Raw genomic sequence first — 16,661 nt, 5'->3', positions numbered from 1 at the left:
GATTCCGGCTCGCACCATTTCCTTCCGAGGACTGACCATGCCTGTCATCACATTCGCAAACACCAAGGGCGGCGCCGGCAAGACCACCGCTGTTCTCCTGCTCGCCACCGAGCTTGCCCGCAAGGGTTACCGTGTCACCATTCTCGACGCCGATCCGCAGCACTGGATTTCGCGCTGGCACGAGATCTCAGGTCATGTGCCCAATGTTTCGGTGATCGATTTCGTGACCACCGCCTCGCTGCCGCTGCATATCAGCGAGAACAAGCACAATACCGATTATTTCATCGTCGACCTGCCGGGCGCGCGCAATCCGCTGCTTGCCACCGCCGTCGGCCTTTCCGACCATGTGCTGATCCCGATCCAGGGCTGTGCGATGGATGCGCGCGGCGGTGCACAGGTGCTGGAACTGCTGCAATATCTGGACGAGAAGGCCGGCATCAAGATCGGTCATTCGGTGGTGCTGACCCGCGTCAACTCGATGGTGACGACAAGGGCGCTGCAGCTCGTCAAGTCGCTGCTCAGCGAGCGGCACGTGCCGGTGCTGGATACCGCGATCATCGAGCGCTCCGCCTTCCGCGACATCTTCGACTGTGGCGGCACATTGCACACGATCGATCCCACACGCGTCAGCAATCTCGACAAGGCGCGCGAGAACGCCACCTGTTTCGCCGAGGAAATAATGAGCAAACTGCCGGTCAGGCTGACGGCATCGCCCCGGATGGCGACGGCGGCCTGACAGGTTCCGCATCCTCAGACGAAATGCGTCCGGTTCGCCAGCGACGCATTTCGTTTTCAGGGGCTTGCGGTGCGGACGCCATTATTGAGAGAATGCGCCAGAAGGTCGGAAAGACGTCTTTTGACTCCGGCCAATTCGTCCGACATGCGATTGCGTTGCCGGGGCAAGCCGACATCGACCACTTCGAGAATGCGGCCCGGCCAAGGGCACATCACGACGACGCGATCGGCGAGAAAAGCAGCCTCTTCGATATCGTGGGTGACCAGCAGCATCGTCGTGGCATTCAAACGCCAGAGATCGATCAGATGATCCTGGAGTTCAGCGCGCGTCATCGCATCGAGTGCTGAGAAGGGCTCGTCCAATAGAAGCACGGACGGTTTCGTTACGAGCGCGCGCGCCAAGGCCACACGCTGAGCCTGCCCGCCGGACAATTCCTTGATCCAGCGGTTCTCATAGCCGGCAAGGCCGATCTTCTCCAGGGCTGCCGATACCTGCTTTTCGCGTTCGCCGCTTGCCAGATGACGCAGGCCGAAACCGATATTACCCGCGACCGTCAGCCAGGGAAAAAGCCGGGGCTCCTGGAAGACGATATTCACGAGCGCGTCCGGCTCCGTCAGCCGCTGTCCCTCCAGGCTGATCTCGCCTTGGGTGGGCGCCTCCAGGCCCGATAACAACCGCAGAAGAGTGCTCTTGCCGCAGCCCGACCCGCCGATGACTGCGATCAGTTCCCCCTTTCCGACCTTCAGGGAGAAATCTTGCAGCGCATGCGTTCCGTTGGGATAAATCTTGGAGAGAGAGCGGATATCGAGCATGTCAGATCCCGCCCGCATGGCTGTCACGCCAGCGCAGAAATGGCGCCGTTGCGATCAGAAGCAGGCTGTCGGTCGCCTTGCCGACAATGGCAAAGATCAAGATAGCGGCAAGGATCTGATCCGGCTTTCCGAGCTGCTGACCGTCCACCAGGAGATAGCCCAGGCCCTCCGACGCGCCCATGAATTCCGCCGCGACGACGAACATCCAACCGAGACCCAGGCCAGCGCGCAGGGCAAGGATATAGTCGGGTAGAACTGCCGGCAGCAGGATCAGGCGAACGAGGTCGAAGCCGGACAGCCGGAAGACGCGGCCGACCTCGACGATGCGCCTGTCAACGCCGACGACGGCGCCATGGACCCCGAGATAGACCGGGAAGAAGACGCCGACGCCGATCAAGGCGACTTTGGAGGCTTCGAAAATACCGAACCACAGGATGAACAGCGGCACCCAGGCAATCGACGGAATGGCTCTGAGGGCCTGCAGGGTCGGATCGAGCAGGCGTGCGAGCAATCTGGAGTAGCCGGTCAGGGCCCCGAGCGCAGTCCCCGCCAGGGACCCGAAGGCAAAACCGATCGCCACTCTGCGCAGCGTCGCACCGACATGCGTTGTCAGATCTCCCGATGCCGCCAGCGTATAGACCGTATAGAGAATTTTCGAGGGCGGAGGCATCAGACGACCCCCGACCACTCCCGTGCGGACGAGGATCTCCCAGGCGGCAAACAGCGCAACCGGAAACACCATCCCAACGATCGGATGATCGAAAGGCGAGACCCGGCGCTGCCGGGTCTCCTTTGTGGTTTCGGTGTTGTGCCATGACAGCGCGATGTCCACCAACGACATGGGAATGCCTTTAGTTTTTCGTTTTGATGCATGTCGTTCTCCCGGAACCGCTGCACACTTCCGGGCGACCTGCATGATGGCTTTATTGGCCCAGCGCTGCGGAGGCATAGCTGGGGTCGATCAGCGCCGACACGGTCTGTTTGACATCGACGTCGGCTTTGATGACCTCCGCCTTCTGAAGAGCAAGACCCGCAGCCTCGATCGTTTCGCGCTGGGCATCGCCGATCACGGAATAGCCGAGGTTAGTGCGCTCCAACTGGCGCTCGATCACGCTATCGGGCAGCTTGGTGGCGGCAACGAGGGCGGCTTTCAGCTTGGCCGGGTCTTTCAGAGCTTCGGTGCGGGCCTTCTCGTAGGAGGCAAGAACGCGTTTGACGATATCGGGATGCGCGGCGGCAAACTCCTCGCGCACGTTGAGAACGCCCCAGCTGTTGTTTTCCGGCTTGCGATAGAAGAGCACATCGCCGTCTTCGATCTCGGCGGAGGCCATGATCGGATCGAGGCCGGCCCAGGCATCGACGTCACCGCGCTTCAATGCAAGGCGGCCGTCGGCATGCTGGAGCAGGACGAGCGACACGTCCTTTTCAGTGAGACCCGCATCGGCAAGCGCGCGAACCAGGAAAATGTGCGGATCGGTGCCGCGCGTCACGGCGATGGACTTGCCCTTGAGGTCCTCGACCTTGGCTATGCCGGTATCCTTGCGTGTTACCAGCGCGGTCCATTCCGGACGCGAATAGACGTAGATGGATTTGATCGGATTGCCGTTGACGCGACCGATCAAAGCGGCGGCACCGGCGGTCGAGCCGAAGTCGAGAGAACCGGCATTCAGAAATTCGAGGGCTTTGTTTGAGCCTGCGGACTGGACCCAGGTTATCTTGATCCCATCCTTTTCGAATTCCTTTTCCAGGATGCCTTCATCCTTCAGGATAAGGCTGACCGGGTTGTAGGTCGCCCAGTCCACGCGAATTTCCGAGATATCGGCAGCCCGCGCCCCCGTGCCGACTGCGACCAAACCCGCAAACAGGCTCAAAGCCAGGCGAACAAACGATTTCATACAACCTCCAAAATTGTTATTTTGTTAAATCTACAGATTTAATGTCTTTTTGCGCGCTTTCAGGTTCCAAACTTTGAAACGGGGGAAGCAAATTTGAACTGCCGCAGCGGCTCCCGCTAGATTGTTGTGTCAAAAAGGAAGGGCCGGGATCGACCGCGCTGCGGTCGATCCCGGCCCTTCGATATGGTTCCTCACCAGGCTTCATTCCGCCTGGAGACGCATTCCGATCAATCGACGAATTCGACCGTCACCCCCGGCTTGACCATCTTGGCAAGCTCGGTCGCGTCCCAATTGGTGAGGCGGATGCAGCCGTGGCTCTGGGTGCGGCCGATCTTGGAGGGCTCGGGCGTGCCGTGGATGCCGTAGGTCGGCTTGGAGAGCGCCATCCAAACGGTGCCGACGGGGCCGTTCGGGCCTGGCGGAATGTTGAGAATCTTGTCGTTGGCGCCCTGCTGGAAATTGATCTTCGGATTGTAGGTATAGCCGGGATTGAACGCGACGCGCTCGACCGTCACGGTGCCCGACGGCGAGGGTGTGTCGGTGGAGCCGATCGATGCCGGATAGGCGGCAATGAGATTGCCGGCGTTATCATAGGCAAAGACCTGCTTGCGGCCCTTGTCGGCGATGATGCGGGCAACCTCGCCGCTTTTCGGCTCGCCCGGATTGACGACCTTGATGACGGTGCCGGCAACGCTGAAATCGGCGCCCGGGTTCATCTCCTTGAGGAAGGCCTCGTCCATGTGGAAGCGCTCGGCCAGCATTTCGGTGGTCGAGGTAAAGGCCAGCGACGGCAGCAGCGCCTTATGCGAATAGTCTTCCGGGATCTCGGCGACGTAGGGGCCGGCGGCATCGGCCGGCGTGATCGTGTAGCTGACGACCGGCAGGCCGCCGTTCATGCGCAGCTCTTCCAGAATGGCGTCGGTGTCGTTCGGGTCGAGTTTGGAGCCGGTCATCTGGTCATAGGCATAGACCGACTTGGTGACGTTCGAGCCCATATGGCCGTCGATGACACCGGGCGAGATGCCGGCGCGGTCGAGGAAGACCTGCAGCGCAACGATCTCCGGCTTCGACTTGTTTTTCAGTGTGATGACGGGTTCATCAGGCGCGGCCTTGGGCGCGTCGGCAGGCGGGAGCTGCTGATCGGGATCGATCGAGGCATAGTCGTCGCCGGGCTGCGGATTGCCGATGCTGTTGTCCTCGGGATAGGCTTGGCCGTCGAGCGGCTGGCGTTCGATCGCCGCATCGCGCGGGATGCCGCCGGTGACCGCGCCGCGCTCGGAATAACGCGTGTCGCCAGAGGTGTTGTCGTCGGCATAATAGGGATCGTTGCCGTTCTGGTCTGCATTGACCTCGCTCGGGCCGGGCCGCGGCGGATAATAGCCGCGGGCGCGCATCTCGGTGGCGACGACATTGCCGTAGTCGTCGATCAGCACGCGGTTGCCGCTGCGGTCGCGGGCGTAGATATAGCCGCGCGGGACATAGTCGAGGATTTCGCCGTTCGGCGTCACCAGCACGACATCGCTCTGGCGGCGGTCGCGGAACTGCTGCGCGCTTGCCTGCGGTGCTGCAGCCGCGATGGCTGCCAGCACGGCCGCAAGCGAAAATGCCGACTTCAAAAAGCGATTCACGTCTCACACCTCGAACAGGGACTGGGCCGACACACACCTGCGAATTTTGACGCTAGTGTGGAATTTATGAAACCGTGCTGAACAAAATATGAAAATCACTAAGATTTCCTTTTACGCATAAACGTTTGCGTCTCCGTGTCAGTTCCGCAAAATCCATGGTTGCGGCAAAAGCGCAAGAGAGGAAAAGGGTTCGATTGACGAAAGACGGCGCAAAATCTAACGCTACTCGGCCGATAAGCCCCTGAGGAGACTGCGATGATCGAATTTGCCGCTGCAAGCGGGCCGCGCCTGATGCTCGATGAAACATCGGTGCTGGATATCGGCGGCTGCATCGTCGAAGGCGTCGATATCGCGCCGAAGCGCGCCATTCCCGACGATGGCGACCCGCGAATCGATCACTCGCTCGAAGGCTTCCTGTTCACCTGCGGGCCGGACCATATCCGCCACCGCCAGCCGATCGCCGGGCGGACCGACGGCAAGGTCTATCCGCTGCACGGATCGGCCTCCGGCCATGCGGCCAAGGTGCTGTGGACGAAATACGAGAACGGCAATGCCGAATGCCGCGCCGATATCGACATTATCACCGTCGAGGGACTGCCGCAGCGCATCGAGCGGCTGTGGCGGATCGATGGGGCGACCGGCGAGGTGCGGCTCGACGACCGGGTCGTCAATACCAGCGATCAGGCGGTGCCGACCTTCCTGATGTATCACATGAACACCGGCGGCAAATGGCTGGACGAGGGCACGCGGCTGGAAGGACCGATGTTGGAGAATGGCGGTTTCCCCTGGACGTTCGGCGAGGAGCCGGGCAGCATCTTCTGCGTGCCGGCGCCGGCAACGGAGGAGGGCCTGGCGGAAATCCGCCTCGGGCCGATTGCCGCGATCGGCGGCAGGACGCTCCGCGTGCGCTTCCGCGCCGATACGCTGCCCTATCTGCAGGTCTGGCGGAACCAGAAGGCGCCGGCCCATATTATCGGCATCGAGCCGGTTTCGCATCGCTGGGTCACGCGCGACGAGCTTCAGGCGGCCGGCGAATTCAACATGCTGGCATCAGGCGAGAGCCGCAGCTATGGGCTGAGCTTTGCCTTCCTGTGAGCGAAGGGTTGTTGACGCTTGCCAAGCTGCGTCGTAGACCTTCAGCCCACCATTTTTGAGGAGACAGGACGATGGATATTCGCCAGATCGACGATGAATATTCGGTTTCGGGTCAGATCACGCCCGAGGACCTCGACGAGATCAAGGCGCTGGGGTTCAAATCGATCGTCTGCCACCGCCCGGATCATGAAAGCCCCGATCAGACGTCGTTCTCTGTCATTGAGGCGCGCGCCAAGGAGCTCGATCTCGATATCGCCCATGTGCCTGTCGGCCCGATGGGCGTGACCGAGGAAGCCGTGCAGGGTATGGTCGATGCGCTCGACGAATTCCCGCGGCCGATGCTCGGCTATTGCCGCTCCGGCGCCCGCTCGACGGCGATCTACCAGAAGACCCACCATATCCGCAGCTAAGGTCCCGTCCGGCTGCCGATTTTCCGGCGCTGCACCGCAGCGCCGCCACCTTCCATTCACTCAGGAGACTATGATGAGCATTAAGCGTATCGACGTCGGCGCGCGCATGAGCGGCGCCGTCATTCACGGCAACACGGTCTATCTCGCAGGCCAGGTCGGCGAGGGCGAAAGCGTCACCGATCAGTGCAAGTCCTCGCTTGCCGAAGTCGACCGCCTGCTGGCTGCATCGGGCAGCAACAAATCGAAGATCCTGCAGACCCTCGTCTATCTCTCCGACATCGCTTATTTCGCCGAGATGAACGCCGCTTGGGAAGCCTGGATCGATCCGGCCAATCCGCCCGCCCGCGCCACCAGCGAAGCCAAGCTCGCTGCGCCGAAATACAAGGTCGAGTTTATCGTTACGGCCGCCATCGACTGATCGTCGCCGCAGCGCTGCATCAAAGCCGGTAGGTGCGTGGACTCACGGACTTACCGGCTTTTTTGTTTGCGCGATTTCCGAGAGCGTGCGTGTCGGCGTGATCGCCTCGGGATCGAGTTTGACTTCGATAATTGCGGGCTTGCCGCTTTCGCGCGCCCGCTCGAAGGCCGGGGCGAATTGCGCGGTGCTTTCCACCGTCTCGCCATGGCCGCCATAGGCGCGGGCAAGGGCGGCGAAATCAGGGTTGGTCAGGTCGGTGCTGCTGACGCGGCCGGGATATTCGCGCTCCTGATGCATGCGGATCGTGCCGTACATGCCGTTGTTGACGACGATTGCGATGATCGGCAGGCCGTAGCGGATGGCAGTGGCGAATTCCTGGCCGTGCATCAGGAAACAGCCGTCGCCGGCAAAGCAGATGACCTCGCGCTCGGGAAAAAGCTGCTTGGCGGCGACTGCGGCCGGCAGGCCGTAACCCATCGAGCCTGAGGTGGGTGCGGCCTGAGTATTGAAGCGGCGGAAACGATGGAAGCGGTGCAGCCAGGTGGCATAGTTGCCGGCGCCGTTGGTGAAGATCGTTTCCGGTCCGGTATTGGCTTCCAGCCACTCCATGATCGGTCCCATATGAACGGCGCCAGGACCTGTCGCCGGCGGCTTCGACCAGGAAAGATAGGCCTGGTGCATGCGCTCAGTGCGCTCCGCCCAATGCGGCTCGGCCGGCGCTTCGAGATCGGCAAGGGCCGCGACGAAATCGGCAGGAGCGGCGCAGATCGCGAGATCCGGGCGGTAGACGCGTCCGAGTTCAGAAGGATCGGGATAGACGTGCACCAGCGATTGCTGGGGGTAGGGGATATCGATCAGCGTATAGGACGAGGACGGCATTTCCGACATGCGGCCGCCGAGCAGGATCAGCAGGTCGCTCTCCTTGATCTCCTTGGCCAGAACAGGATTGATGCCGATGCCGACATCGCCGGCATAAGAGGGATGGAGATGATCAAACAGCATCTGCCGGCGGAAGGAGCAGCCGACCGGCAGTTGGAAACGCTCGGCGAAGATGGCGAAATCGGCGACGGCATCGGCATCCCAGCGCGTGCCGCCAAGGATCACCAGCGGCCGCTCGGCCTTCAGCAGTCTGATATAGAGATCGTCGATCTGGCGGCGACCGGGATGGGCCTCGACGCTGACATAGCGCTTGGCGCGGGGTGCCTCGACCTCGTCGCGCAGCATGTCCTCCGGCAGCGTCAGTACGACAGGGCCGGGGCGGCCGGAGGTGGCGATCGCGAAGGCGCGAGTGACGAATTCGGGAATGCGGGCGGCATCGTCGATCTCGCCCACCCATTTGGCGAATTCGGTGAAGGCGCGGCGGAATTCGACCTCCTGGAAGGCCTCGCGCTCGCGGGCTTCGCGCTGCACCTGGCCGATGAAGAGGATCATCGGGATCGAATCCTGCTTGGCGATGTGCAGGCCGGCGGAGGCGTTGGTGGCGCCGGGGCCGCGGGTGACCATGCAGATGCCGGGTTCGCCGGTCAGCCGGCCCCAGCAATCCGCCATCATTGCCGCCCCGCCCTCCTGGCGGCAGACGACGACGTCGATCTCGCTGTCGCGCAGCGCGTCGAGGACGGCGAGGAAACTCTCGCCCGGCACGCAGGACAGACGCTTGACGCCGTTCGCCTTCAGCGCCTCGACGATGAGTTGCCCGCCTGTTCTTTTCATGACGATGCCTTCCTCTCGCGCTCGGCGAGTTCCGCCAGAATTTCTTCGGTGTGTTCGCCGAGACGCGGGCTCGGCCTGGTGTAACGCAACGGTGTCTCCGACAGCACCACCGGCGTCCTGACCCCCGGGATGACGGTGCCGGCGGCATCCGCAAGGTCGATGCGCAGGCCGCGGGCTCGTACCTGAGGGTCGGCGAACATCTCTTCGATCGTGTTGATCGGGCCGGCGGGAACCCCATTCTCCTCGCAGGCCTTCAACAGATCCGCCTTCTGCCATTTCAGCGTCTCGGTGGAGATGAGACGGCGAACCTCGCCGCGATTGGCGACCCGGGCCTTGTTGGTGGCGAAACGTTCGTCGCCGGCAATCGCATCCAGGCTGAGAATGCTGCAGAGGCGGCGAAACTGGCCGTCGTTTCCAACTGCGAGGATAAGATAACCGTCCGCCGCCGGCACGACCTCATAGGGCGAGATATTCGGATGGGCATTGCCGAGGCGGGTGGGTGCTGTGCCGGAGACCAGGTAATTCATGTTCTGATTGGCCAGCACGGCCGATTGCACATCGAGCAGGGCCATGTCGACGAGCTGGCCTTCGCCCGACTTGAGCGCGTGGATCAGGGCGGCCTCTATCGCCGAGACGGCATAGATGCCGGTGAAGATATCGGCGATCGCCACGCCCGCCTTCATCGGCTGGCCGTCCGGCTCGCCGGTGATCGACATGAAGCCGGACATGCCCTGGACGATGTAATCATAGCCGGCGAGGCTGGCGTAAGGGCCGGTCTGGCCGAAGCCGGTGATCGAGCAATAGACGAGTTTCGGGTTCACCTTGCGCAGGCTGTCGTAGTCGAGCCCGTATTTGACGAGGCCGCCGAGCTTGAAATTCTCGATCACCACATCGGCTGACGCAACCAGGCGGCGGACGAGCTCCTGGCCTTCGGGGCTTCTCAGGTCGGCGGTGACGGAGCGTTTGCCGCGATTGGCGGCGTGGTAATAGGCGGCCGAAAGATTGTCGCCGTCGGCGCCTTCGACGAAGGGCGGACCCCATTGGCGCGTATCGTCGCCGCCGTCGGGGTTTTCGACCTTGATGACGTCGGCGCCGAGATCGGCGAGTATCTGCCCCGCCCACGGGCCGGCCAGCACGCGGGCAAGCTCAATCACCCGGATGCCTGCAAGCGGCGGCCTTTTCGTGGTCTGCGTCATATTCCCTCGTCGATTTTTACGGCACCAGCGTCGCCTCAGATGTATCGGATACAGGCTTTGAAGCAAAGCGGCGCTCGCGCCAGATGATGTACAAGCCCGATGCCATGATGATGGCGATGCCGAGCCATTTGATCGCATCCGGAAAGTCGCCGAAAACCAGCCAGGCAAAGATCGTCGCCGAGACGATTTCGAAATATTGCAGCGGCGCCAGCGTCGAGGCGGGTGCGGTGCGATAGGCATAGACGCCGAAGATGCCCGCAATTGCGGCCATGGCGCCGACGCCGGCGACGTAGAACCAGGCGCTGCCTTCGGGCATGACGGGATCAAAGAGATCGGAGCCGCTTCCTTCGCCGGCAAAAAGCAGGATGGTGCAGAAGAGGAGGCCCCAGATGCCCATCTGGAACTGCATCGCCCAGGGGTCTTCCCGGTGCGACAGGACGCGGGTCATCAGCACGAAGGTCGCGATGCAGAGCGCGCTGACGACGGGCAGGAGGGCGATATAGCCGACCTCCTGGAAACTCGGCTGGATGATCAGCATCGCCCCGAAAAAGCCGACGCCGCAGGCGGTATAACGCCGCCAGCCGATCGTCTCCTTGAGAAAGATGCCGCCGAGGATCGTCACCATGATCGGCTCGACGAAAAAGATCGCAATCGCGTCGGCGACCGCCATGTATTTCAGCGTGGTGACGAACGAGATCATCGAGACGGTGATGATCAAGCCGCGGATGGCATGGAACAGGCTCTGGCGCCAGGAGAAATCGGCAAAGGTGCGCCGCCATATGACGATCGGCAGCATGCACAGCGCCTGCACGACGAAACGGCCGGCGGTGACTTCAGCGGAGGGGATGGTGACGACGGCGAGCTTGGCGAAGATATCGATCAGCGGCGAGAACATCACCGAAAGGAACATCAGCGCAAGCCCCGTCGTCACCTCGGAGGCTGAGGAAACGGGGCGGGCGGAGGTGCTGCTCATGATGAAATCTCTCTGGCTCAGGATCTTGCCGTTTGCAATCTGGCGACGGCCTCGTCGCACCAGTCCGCGAAGGCGGCGGTTGCAGCATCCGCGCCGATCTCATTCAGCGTTTCGTGCCGCATGTCCTGATATATCTCAGTGCTGATACGAGAGAAACCGCTGGCTTTCAAATGGTTTGACAGCCAGAGCACGGCTTTTCCGCGCTCCGTCGCCGGGTCTTCTCCGCCGCCGACGAGGTGGAACGGCAGGTCGCGGGGCAGCCGATCCAGATGAAGCTTCTGCGGTGCGCGAAACGTCAGTTCGAAGAGATCGAGCCAGAGCGAGACCGAGGCGTCGAAGCCGCAGAGCGGATCGGCGATATATTTGTCGACTTCATCGGGACGGCGCGACAGCCAGTCGAACTCGGTGCGGTGGGCGGGGATCGATTTCCCCCACGCTGCGAAGGTGAGTTTCGGCAACAGGCCGCTCGGCACGTCGGAGCCCTTCAGCATGCGTTCGGCAAGCAGGATCGCCTGGGCGGCGCGGCCGGCAAGGCCGACGGCGAAATTCGAATTCCAGACGGCGACGGCGTCGAAATCGGAAGGCGCCGTGACCGCGGCATTGAGGGCGATCAGGCCCCCCATCGAATGGCCGAAGAGGATCACCGGCAGGCCGGGATGGCGCGAGAGCGCATGGGCGCGCATGGCAAGGACGTCGCCGATCACTTTTTCGACGCCGTCCCGCCGGGCGAAGCAGCCGATCGGCGCGTCGGGCGCCGTCGTCTCGCCGTGGCCGCGGTGGTCATGGGCGTAGACATGATAGCCGCGCGCCGCCATCGCCTCGGCAAAGGCGCGATAGCGTTTCGAATGTTCGGCGAGGCCGTGTGATATCAACAGGATGCCGCGGGCCGGGCCGGCGGCCTCGGCATGATGATAGGCGAGCGACGCGCCCGGCGCGGCGAGCCATTGCGTTTCAGAAAACATCTGGATCCTCCTCGCGGCAACAGACCAGATCGCCGCCCAAAAGCAACACCGGTTCCGGGGCTATCCGATAACAAATTGCGTTCCTGCCACGATTCAGGGTTGCGGGCTTTTAATCTTCGTGCTTATTTGTTCCTGTATTGTTCTTTTTTGGGGGTTGAAATGAGCAGCATGCAGTTGCGTAGCGCGGCGTTCGCCGTATCGATGGTTCTTGCCGGTGGCGCTTTCGCGCAGGAGGGCAGTGGGGCGACCCGCTTTATTCTTTCGGCAAGCTGGCAGCCGGCCTTTTGCCAGACGAACCAGAAGAAGGCCGAATGTGCGAGCCAGACCGGCGAGCGCCCCGACGCGACGAATTTTTCGTTGCACGGGCTCTGGCCGATGCGACAGAATTATTGCGGCGTGAGCGCCGAGCAAAAGGCCGCCGACAAGGATGGCAAGTGGAGCACATTGCCGGCGGTCACGCTGTCGGCCGAGACGCAGGCGGCGCTGGCAAAAGCGATGCCCGGCACGCAATCCGGCCTGGAACGGCATGAATGGGTCAAGCACGGCACCTGCACGAAAATGAGCGCCGAGGATTATTTCGGCGTTGGCGTACATCTTCTCGGCGCGCTCAACACCTCGGCCGTGCGCGATCTCTTCGCCGCCAATATCGGCAAGCCTGTTAAGGCCGAGGCGATCAAGGCGGCTTTCGACAAGAGCTTCGGGCCGGGTGCCGGCGACCGCGTCAAGATGAGCTGCCGACGGGTCGGCAATGTCAAGATGGTCAGCGGGTTGACGATCGGGCTTTCGGAGGCCGCCGGGGCGGCGTCGGCGAAAGGCACCGGGCTTGGCGATCTGATCCAGGGGGCGGGAAAAACGACGTTCGGCTGCGACGAGGGCGTCGTCGACGCTGCGGGCTTCTGACCGGAAATCCTGCGTAAACCGGGTTTCGGCGTTGCCCGCAGGCGCTGTTTCGCCTACATAGCGGCACGATCGAAGTTTCCCGCCCGGAGCAGCGCAGTCATGGCACGTCAGTTCATCTATCATATGTCCGGCCTCAACAAGGCCTATGGCAACAAGAAGATCCTGGAGAACATCCACCTTTCCTTCTACCCGGATGCCAAGATCGGTATTCTCGGGCCGAACGGCGCCGGTAAATCCACTGTGCTGCGCATCATCGCCGGCCAGGACAAGGAGTATACCGGCGAAGCCTGGCTCGCCGAGGGTGCCACGGTCGGTTATCTCGAACAGGAGCCGCACATCGATCCCAACAAGACGGTGTTCGAAAACGTCATGGAAGGCGTTGCCAAGAAGACGGCGGTGCTCGAGCGCTACAATGAACTGATGATGAACTATTCCGACGAGACGGCGGAAGAGGGAGCCAAGCTTCAGGACATCATCGACAGCCAGAACCTCTGGGATCTGGAAAGCCAGGTCGAGATGGCGATGGAAGCGCTGCGCTGCCCGCCGCGCGACGCCGATGTCACCAGCCTTTCCGGTGGCGAGCGCCGCCGTATCGCGCTCTGCCGCCTGCTGCTTTCGCAGCCGGATCTGCTGCTGCTCGACGAACCGACCAACCATCTCGACGCCGAGACGATTGCCTGGCTCGAAAAGCATCTGCGCGACTATCCGGGTGCCGTGATGATGATCACTCACGATCGCTACTTCCTCGACAACGTCACCGGCTGGATCCTCGAACTCGACCGCGGCCGCGGCATTCCCTACGAAGGCAATTACTCGGCCTACCTGCTCGCCAAGGCCAAGCGCATGCAGCAGGAAAACCGGGAAGAGGCCGGCCGCCAGAAGGCGATCAGCCGCGAACAGGAATGGATCGCCTCCAGCCCGAAGGCGCGTCAGGCCAAATCCAAGGCGCGTATCAAGTCTTACGAACAGCTGGTGGAGGCGGCCGAAAAGCAGCGCCCTGGCGACGCCCAGATCATCATCCCGGTCAGCGAGCGGCTCGGCCAGGTGGTCATCGAGATGGAAGGCATCACCAAGGGCTTCGAAGGCCGCACGCTGATCAACGACCTGTCGATCAAGCTGCCGCCGGGTGGCATCGTCGGCATCATCGGCCCGAACGGCGCCGGCAAGACGACGCTGTTCCGCATGATCACCGGCCAGGAAAAGCCTGATGCAGGATCGGTCCGCATCGGCGAGACGGTCCATCTCGGTTATGTCGACCAAAGCCGCGATGCACTTGACGGCAGCAAGACCGTCTGGGAGGAAATCTCGGGCGGCGCCGAAGTCATCAAGCTCGGCAAGTTCGATATGAACTCCCGCGCCTATTGCGGCGCCTTCAACTTCAAGGGCGGCGATCAGCAGCAGAAGGTCGGCAACCTCTCCGGCGGCCAGCGCAACCGCGTTCACCTTGCCAAGATGCTGAAGGCAGGTGGCAACGTTCTGCTGCTCGACGAACCGACCAACGACCTCGATACGGAAACCTTGGGTGCGCTCGAAAGCGCGCTTGAGGCGTTTGCCGGATGCGCCATCATCATCAGCCACGATCGCATGTTCCTCGACCGCCTGGCGACGCACATCCTGGCTTTCGAAGGCGAAGGCCATGTCGAATGGTTCGAAGGCAACTTCGAGGATTATGAGCAGGACAAGGTTCGCCGCCTTGGTCCCGATGCCCTCAACCCGGGCAGCCAGGCCCATAAGCGCCTGACACGCTGATCGCCGCCGTTTTTGCCGTCGAGAAGCCCCGGTTCTACCGGGGCTTTTTCACATTCTGCCTTGTCGCAATTTGAGCAGGCAATTTCGCTCGCGTGCGAATTGCCGCTTGCCACCGTCATCCAAATCACATAAAGATATCTTTATATCTTGATTGGATCGAAGATGAGCGAACCCTTGAAGCTTGGACTGGATGCGCTGGTGGACGTCATGAAGGCGGCCGGCGAGCCCACGCGCCTGCGTCTTCTGGCGCTTCTCGACGGCGGCGATCTGACGGTGACCGATCTTACCGAAATTCTCGGCCAATCCCAGCCCCGCATCTCCCGCCACCTGAAACTGCTCGGCGAGGCCGAACTGATCGAACGCTACCAGGAAGGCGCCTGGGCCTATTTCCGCCTCAAGCAGGAGGGAAAGGCGGCCATGCTGGTGCGGGCCTTGCTGAAGCATGTCTCCGAGAACGATCCGACCGTGCTTCGTGACGGCGAGCGGCTGTCGCAGGTCAAGCGCCAGAGGGCCGAGCGGGCACAGGCCTATTTCAGCCGCAATGCGGCTGAGTGGGACGAGCTTCGCCGCCTGCACGCGGCCGACGAAGAGGTCGATGCCGCCGTCATTCGGTTGCTCGGCAGCCAGCCGATCGATTCGCTGCTCGATCTCGGCACCGGCACCGGCCGCATCCTCGAGCTTCTTTCCGGGCTTTACCGCCGGGCGATCGGTGTCGATGCCAGCCGCGACATGCTGAGCGTGGCGCGCGCCAATCTCGACAAGTCCCGCATCACCAAGGCCACCGTCCGTCACGCCGATATCCTGAACCTGCCGTTCGAGGCCCAGGATTTCGACCTGGTGACGATCCATCAGGTGCTGCATTTCTTCGATCAGCCGGAGATTGCGATCACGGAAGCGGCGCGCATGCTGCGGCCGGGCGGCCGGCTCGTGGTCATCGACCTTGCGCCGCACGCGCTCGAATATCTTCGCGACGAGCATGCGCATGTCCGTCTCGGTTTCTCGCACCAGGCGATATCCGACTGGCTGCACAGGGCCGGGCTCGACGTCGAGCAGGTCGTCGACCTTCATCCGGGTCAGCAAAGCGGGCAGGGGTTGACGGTCACCGTCTGGCTCGCGCGCGATCCGAGGCGCCTGATGGCTTCGCAACTAAGCGAAGGCGCCGAACCTACATTTGCCGGGAGAGTATGACATGGCTTTGAATAACGAGGCACGCGGCCGCAACATCGGGATTTCCTTCGAATTCTTCCCGCCGAAATCGGAGGAGATGGAAGGCCAGCTCTGGGAGACGGTCAGCAAGCTGCAGGACTGGGACCCGGATTTCGTCTCGGTGACCTATGGCGCCGGCGGCACCACCAAGGCCCCGACGCTGACTGCCGTCACGCGTTTCCTGTCGCAGACGCCGCTCGCCACCGCTTCGCACCTGACCTGCGTCGGTGCGACGAAGGAAGAGACGCACCAGATGATCGAGACGTTCCGCAAAGTCGGCGTCACGCATTTCGTGGCGCTGCGCGGCGATGCGCCCGGCGGCGCCGGCGCGCCCTACCAGCCGCATCCCGGCGGTTATGCCAATGCGGCCGAGCTGGTGGCCGGCCTCAAGGCGGTCGGTGATTTCGAGATTTCGGTTTCCGCCTATCCGGAAAAGCACCCGGAAAGCCGTGACACGGCTGCCGATATCGACATGCTGAAGCGCAAGGCCGATAACGGCGCCGACCGGGCGCTGACACAGTTCTTCTTCGACAACGACAATTTCGAGCGCTACCTGGAGAAGGTGCGCGCTGCCGGGGTCTCGATCCCCGTCGTGCCCGGTATCATGCCGATCCAGAACCTGACGCAGCTGAAGCGTTTCGCCGGCGCCTGCGGCACGATCATCCCGGCCTTTCTCGATGAGCGCTTCGCCGGCTTCGACGACAAGCCCGAGGAGCGGGCGAAGGTCGCAGCCGATGTCGCCGCCGAACAGATCGAGGATCTCGTCCGGCGCGGCATCCATGAGTTCCATCTCTACACGATGAACCGTGCGCCGCTGGTTTCCGCCGTGCTCGACAATCTCGGCTTTTCCCGCCGCGCGGCAAAAAGTGCGGGCGCCGCCGCCTGATCTATACGGTTGAAAAAGTGAAAAGCGCATGTCGGGCGGGACATGCGCTTTTTCATTGGCGGATTGATCAGGGGAGTTCAGGTAC

16 protein-coding genes are annotated in these 16,661 nt (G+C 62.4%); 8 read left to right on the top strand and 8 right to left on the bottom strand.

Going from position 1 to position 16,661, the window contains the following annotated elements; genetic code table 11:
- Positions 1-37 precede the first annotated feature (37 nt).
- A complete protein-coding gene (locus AF337_RS21325; RefSeq protein WP_049733676.1) occupies positions 38-736 on the top strand; it encodes a ParA family protein in 699 nt (232 codons plus the stop codon).
- A gap of 56 nt (positions 737-792) precedes the next feature.
- Here AF337_RS21325 and AF337_RS21320 read toward each other — a convergent pair whose 3' ends face one another.
- The 4 genes from AF337_RS21320 to AF337_RS21305 form a co-directional block, all read right to left on the bottom strand.
- Positions 793-1,548, bottom strand: coding sequence for an ABC transporter ATP-binding protein (locus tag AF337_RS21320; protein ID WP_049733675.1), 756 nt, complete (start codon positions 1,546-1,548; stop codon positions 793-795).
- Position 1,549: 1 nt separating this feature from the next.
- Positions 1,550-2,389 (bottom strand): ABC transporter permease, encoded by an 840-nt coding sequence (locus AF337_RS21315; RefSeq protein ID WP_049733674.1) that lies wholly within the window; start codon positions 2,387-2,389, stop codon positions 1,550-1,552.
- Positions 2,390-2,471: 82 nt separating this feature from the next.
- The gene (locus AF337_RS21310; protein WP_049733673.1) at positions 2,472-3,443 is read right to left on the bottom strand and encodes an aliphatic sulfonate ABC transporter substrate-binding protein; all 972 of its coding nucleotides are present in this window, start codon (positions 3,441-3,443) and stop codon (positions 2,472-2,474) included.
- A 227-nt stretch (positions 3,444-3,670) separates the two neighbouring features.
- The gene (locus tag AF337_RS21305) at positions 3,671-5,071 is read right to left on the bottom strand and encodes a L,D-transpeptidase (protein ID WP_049733672.1); all 1,401 of its coding nucleotides are present in this window, start codon (positions 5,069-5,071) and stop codon (positions 3,671-3,673) included.
- Positions 5,072-5,326: 255 nt separating this feature from the next.
- Between AF337_RS21305 and AF337_RS21300 the strand changes: the two genes are divergently transcribed.
- From AF337_RS21300 to AF337_RS21290, 3 genes are all read left to right on the top strand, one after another.
- Positions 5,327-6,166, top strand: coding sequence for a DUF4432 family protein (locus AF337_RS21300; protein WP_049733671.1), 840 nt, complete (start codon positions 5,327-5,329; stop codon positions 6,164-6,166).
- Between the two features lie 71 nt (positions 6,167-6,237).
- Positions 6,238-6,576, top strand: coding sequence for a protein tyrosine phosphatase family protein (locus AF337_RS21295; protein WP_049733670.1), 339 nt, complete (start codon positions 6,238-6,240; stop codon positions 6,574-6,576).
- A gap of 73 nt (positions 6,577-6,649) precedes the next feature.
- Complete coding sequence (locus AF337_RS21290) at positions 6,650-6,994, top strand: RidA family protein (RefSeq protein ID WP_049733669.1); 345 nt, start codon at positions 6,650-6,652, stop codon at positions 6,992-6,994.
- A gap of 42 nt (positions 6,995-7,036) precedes the next feature.
- On the opposite strand, the gene AF337_RS21285 is transcribed toward AF337_RS21290, so the two are convergent.
- The 4 genes from AF337_RS21285 to AF337_RS21270 are packed head-to-tail and all read right to left on the bottom strand — an operon-like array spanning position 7,037 to position 11,835.
- Positions 7,037-8,704, bottom strand: coding sequence for a thiamine pyrophosphate-binding protein (locus AF337_RS21285; protein WP_049733668.1), 1,668 nt, complete (start codon positions 8,702-8,704; stop codon positions 7,037-7,039).
- Positions 8,701-9,900, bottom strand: coding sequence for a succinate--glutarate CoA-transferase (gene caiB, locus AF337_RS21280; RefSeq protein ID WP_049733667.1), 1,200 nt, complete (start codon positions 9,898-9,900; stop codon positions 8,701-8,703). The genes AF337_RS21285 and caiB overlap by 4 nt, the downstream gene beginning before the upstream one ends.
- A 16-nt stretch (positions 9,901-9,916) precedes the next feature.
- Entirely contained in the window at positions 9,917-10,873 is a 957-nt protein-coding gene (locus AF337_RS21275) for a DMT family transporter (RefSeq protein ID WP_049733666.1), read from the bottom strand.
- 17 nt (positions 10,874-10,890) lie between these two features.
- Positions 10,891-11,835, bottom strand: a complete 945-nt coding sequence (locus AF337_RS21270; protein ID WP_049733665.1) for an alpha/beta fold hydrolase — start codon at positions 11,833-11,835, stop codon at positions 10,891-10,893.
- A gap of 159 nt (positions 11,836-11,994) precedes the next feature.
- Between AF337_RS21270 and AF337_RS21265 the strand changes: the two genes are divergently transcribed.
- The 4 genes from AF337_RS21265 (at position 11,995) to metF (ending at position 16,576) form a co-directional block, all read left to right on the top strand.
- Positions 11,995-12,735: a ribonuclease T2 family protein gene (locus tag AF337_RS21265; RefSeq protein ID WP_049733664.1), complete on the top strand. Its 741-nt coding sequence runs from the start codon at positions 11,995-11,997 to the stop codon at positions 12,733-12,735.
- 99 nt (positions 12,736-12,834) lie between these two features.
- Entirely contained in the window at positions 12,835-14,484 is a 1,650-nt protein-coding gene (gene ettA, locus AF337_RS21260; protein WP_049733663.1) for an energy-dependent translational throttle protein EttA, read from the top strand.
- Positions 14,485-14,646: 162 nt separating this feature from the next.
- Positions 14,647-15,672 carry an ArsR/SmtB family transcription factor gene (locus AF337_RS21255; RefSeq protein ID WP_049733662.1) on the top strand — a complete coding sequence of 342 codons (1,026 nt, stop codon included), beginning with the start codon at positions 14,647-14,649 and terminating at the stop codon, positions 15,670-15,672.
- 1 nt (position 15,673) lies between these two features.
- The gene (gene metF / locus AF337_RS21250) at positions 15,674-16,576 is read left to right on the top strand and encodes a methylenetetrahydrofolate reductase [NAD(P)H] (protein ID WP_049733661.1); all 903 of its coding nucleotides are present in this window, start codon (positions 15,674-15,676) and stop codon (positions 16,574-16,576) included.
- Positions 16,577-16,661 lie beyond the last annotated feature (85 nt).

This window comes from Rhizobium ecuadorense (assembly GCF_001187535.1).
GTDB lineage: Bacteria > Pseudomonadota > Alphaproteobacteria > Rhizobiales > Rhizobiaceae > Rhizobium > Rhizobium ecuadorense.
This window is presented reverse-complemented; position numbering and strand designations above follow the sequence as displayed.

What these genes read in the sequence shown, in the direction of transcription:
- AF337_RS21325 (WP_049733676.1), top strand. Translation starts at nt 38, where the DNA reads ATGCCTGTCATCACATTCGCAAACACCAAGGGCGGCGCCGGCAAGACC.
- AF337_RS21320 (WP_049733675.1), bottom strand. Translation starts at nt 1,548, where the DNA reads ATGCTCGATATCCGCTCTCTCTCCAAGATTTATCCCAACGGAACGCAT.
- AF337_RS21315 (WP_049733674.1), bottom strand. Translation starts at nt 2,389, where the DNA reads ATGTCGTTGGTGGACATCGCGCTGTCATGGCACAACACCGAAACCACA.
- AF337_RS21310 (WP_049733673.1), bottom strand. Translation starts at nt 3,443, where the DNA reads ATGAAATCGTTTGTTCGCCTGGCTTTGAGCCTGTTTGCGGGTTTGGTC.
- AF337_RS21300 (WP_049733671.1), top strand. Translation starts at nt 5,327, where the DNA reads ATGATCGAATTTGCCGCTGCAAGCGGGCCGCGCCTGATGCTCGATGAA.
- AF337_RS21295 (WP_049733670.1), top strand. Translation starts at nt 6,238, where the DNA reads ATGGATATTCGCCAGATCGACGATGAATATTCGGTTTCGGGTCAGATC.
- AF337_RS21290 (WP_049733669.1), top strand. Translation starts at nt 6,650, where the DNA reads ATGAGCATTAAGCGTATCGACGTCGGCGCGCGCATGAGCGGCGCCGTC.
- AF337_RS21285 (WP_049733668.1), bottom strand. Translation starts at nt 8,704, where the DNA reads ATGAAAAGAACAGGCGGGCAACTCATCGTCGAGGCGCTGAAGGCGAAC.
- caiB (WP_049733667.1), bottom strand. Translation starts at nt 9,900, where the DNA reads ATGACGCAGACCACGAAAAGGCCGCCGCTTGCAGGCATCCGGGTGATT.
- AF337_RS21275 (WP_049733666.1), bottom strand. Translation starts at nt 10,873, where the DNA reads ATGAGCAGCACCTCCGCCCGCCCCGTTTCCTCAGCCTCCGAGGTGACG.
- AF337_RS21270 (WP_049733665.1), bottom strand. Translation starts at nt 11,835, where the DNA reads ATGTTTTCTGAAACGCAATGGCTCGCCGCGCCGGGCGCGTCGCTCGCC.
- AF337_RS21265 (WP_049733664.1), top strand. Translation starts at nt 11,995, where the DNA reads ATGAGCAGCATGCAGTTGCGTAGCGCGGCGTTCGCCGTATCGATGGTT.
- ettA (WP_049733663.1), top strand. Translation starts at nt 12,835, where the DNA reads ATGGCACGTCAGTTCATCTATCATATGTCCGGCCTCAACAAGGCCTAT.
- AF337_RS21255 (WP_049733662.1), top strand. Translation starts at nt 14,647, where the DNA reads ATGAGCGAACCCTTGAAGCTTGGACTGGATGCGCTGGTGGACGTCATG.
- metF (WP_049733661.1), top strand. Translation starts at nt 15,674, where the DNA reads ATGGCTTTGAATAACGAGGCACGCGGCCGCAACATCGGGATTTCCTTC.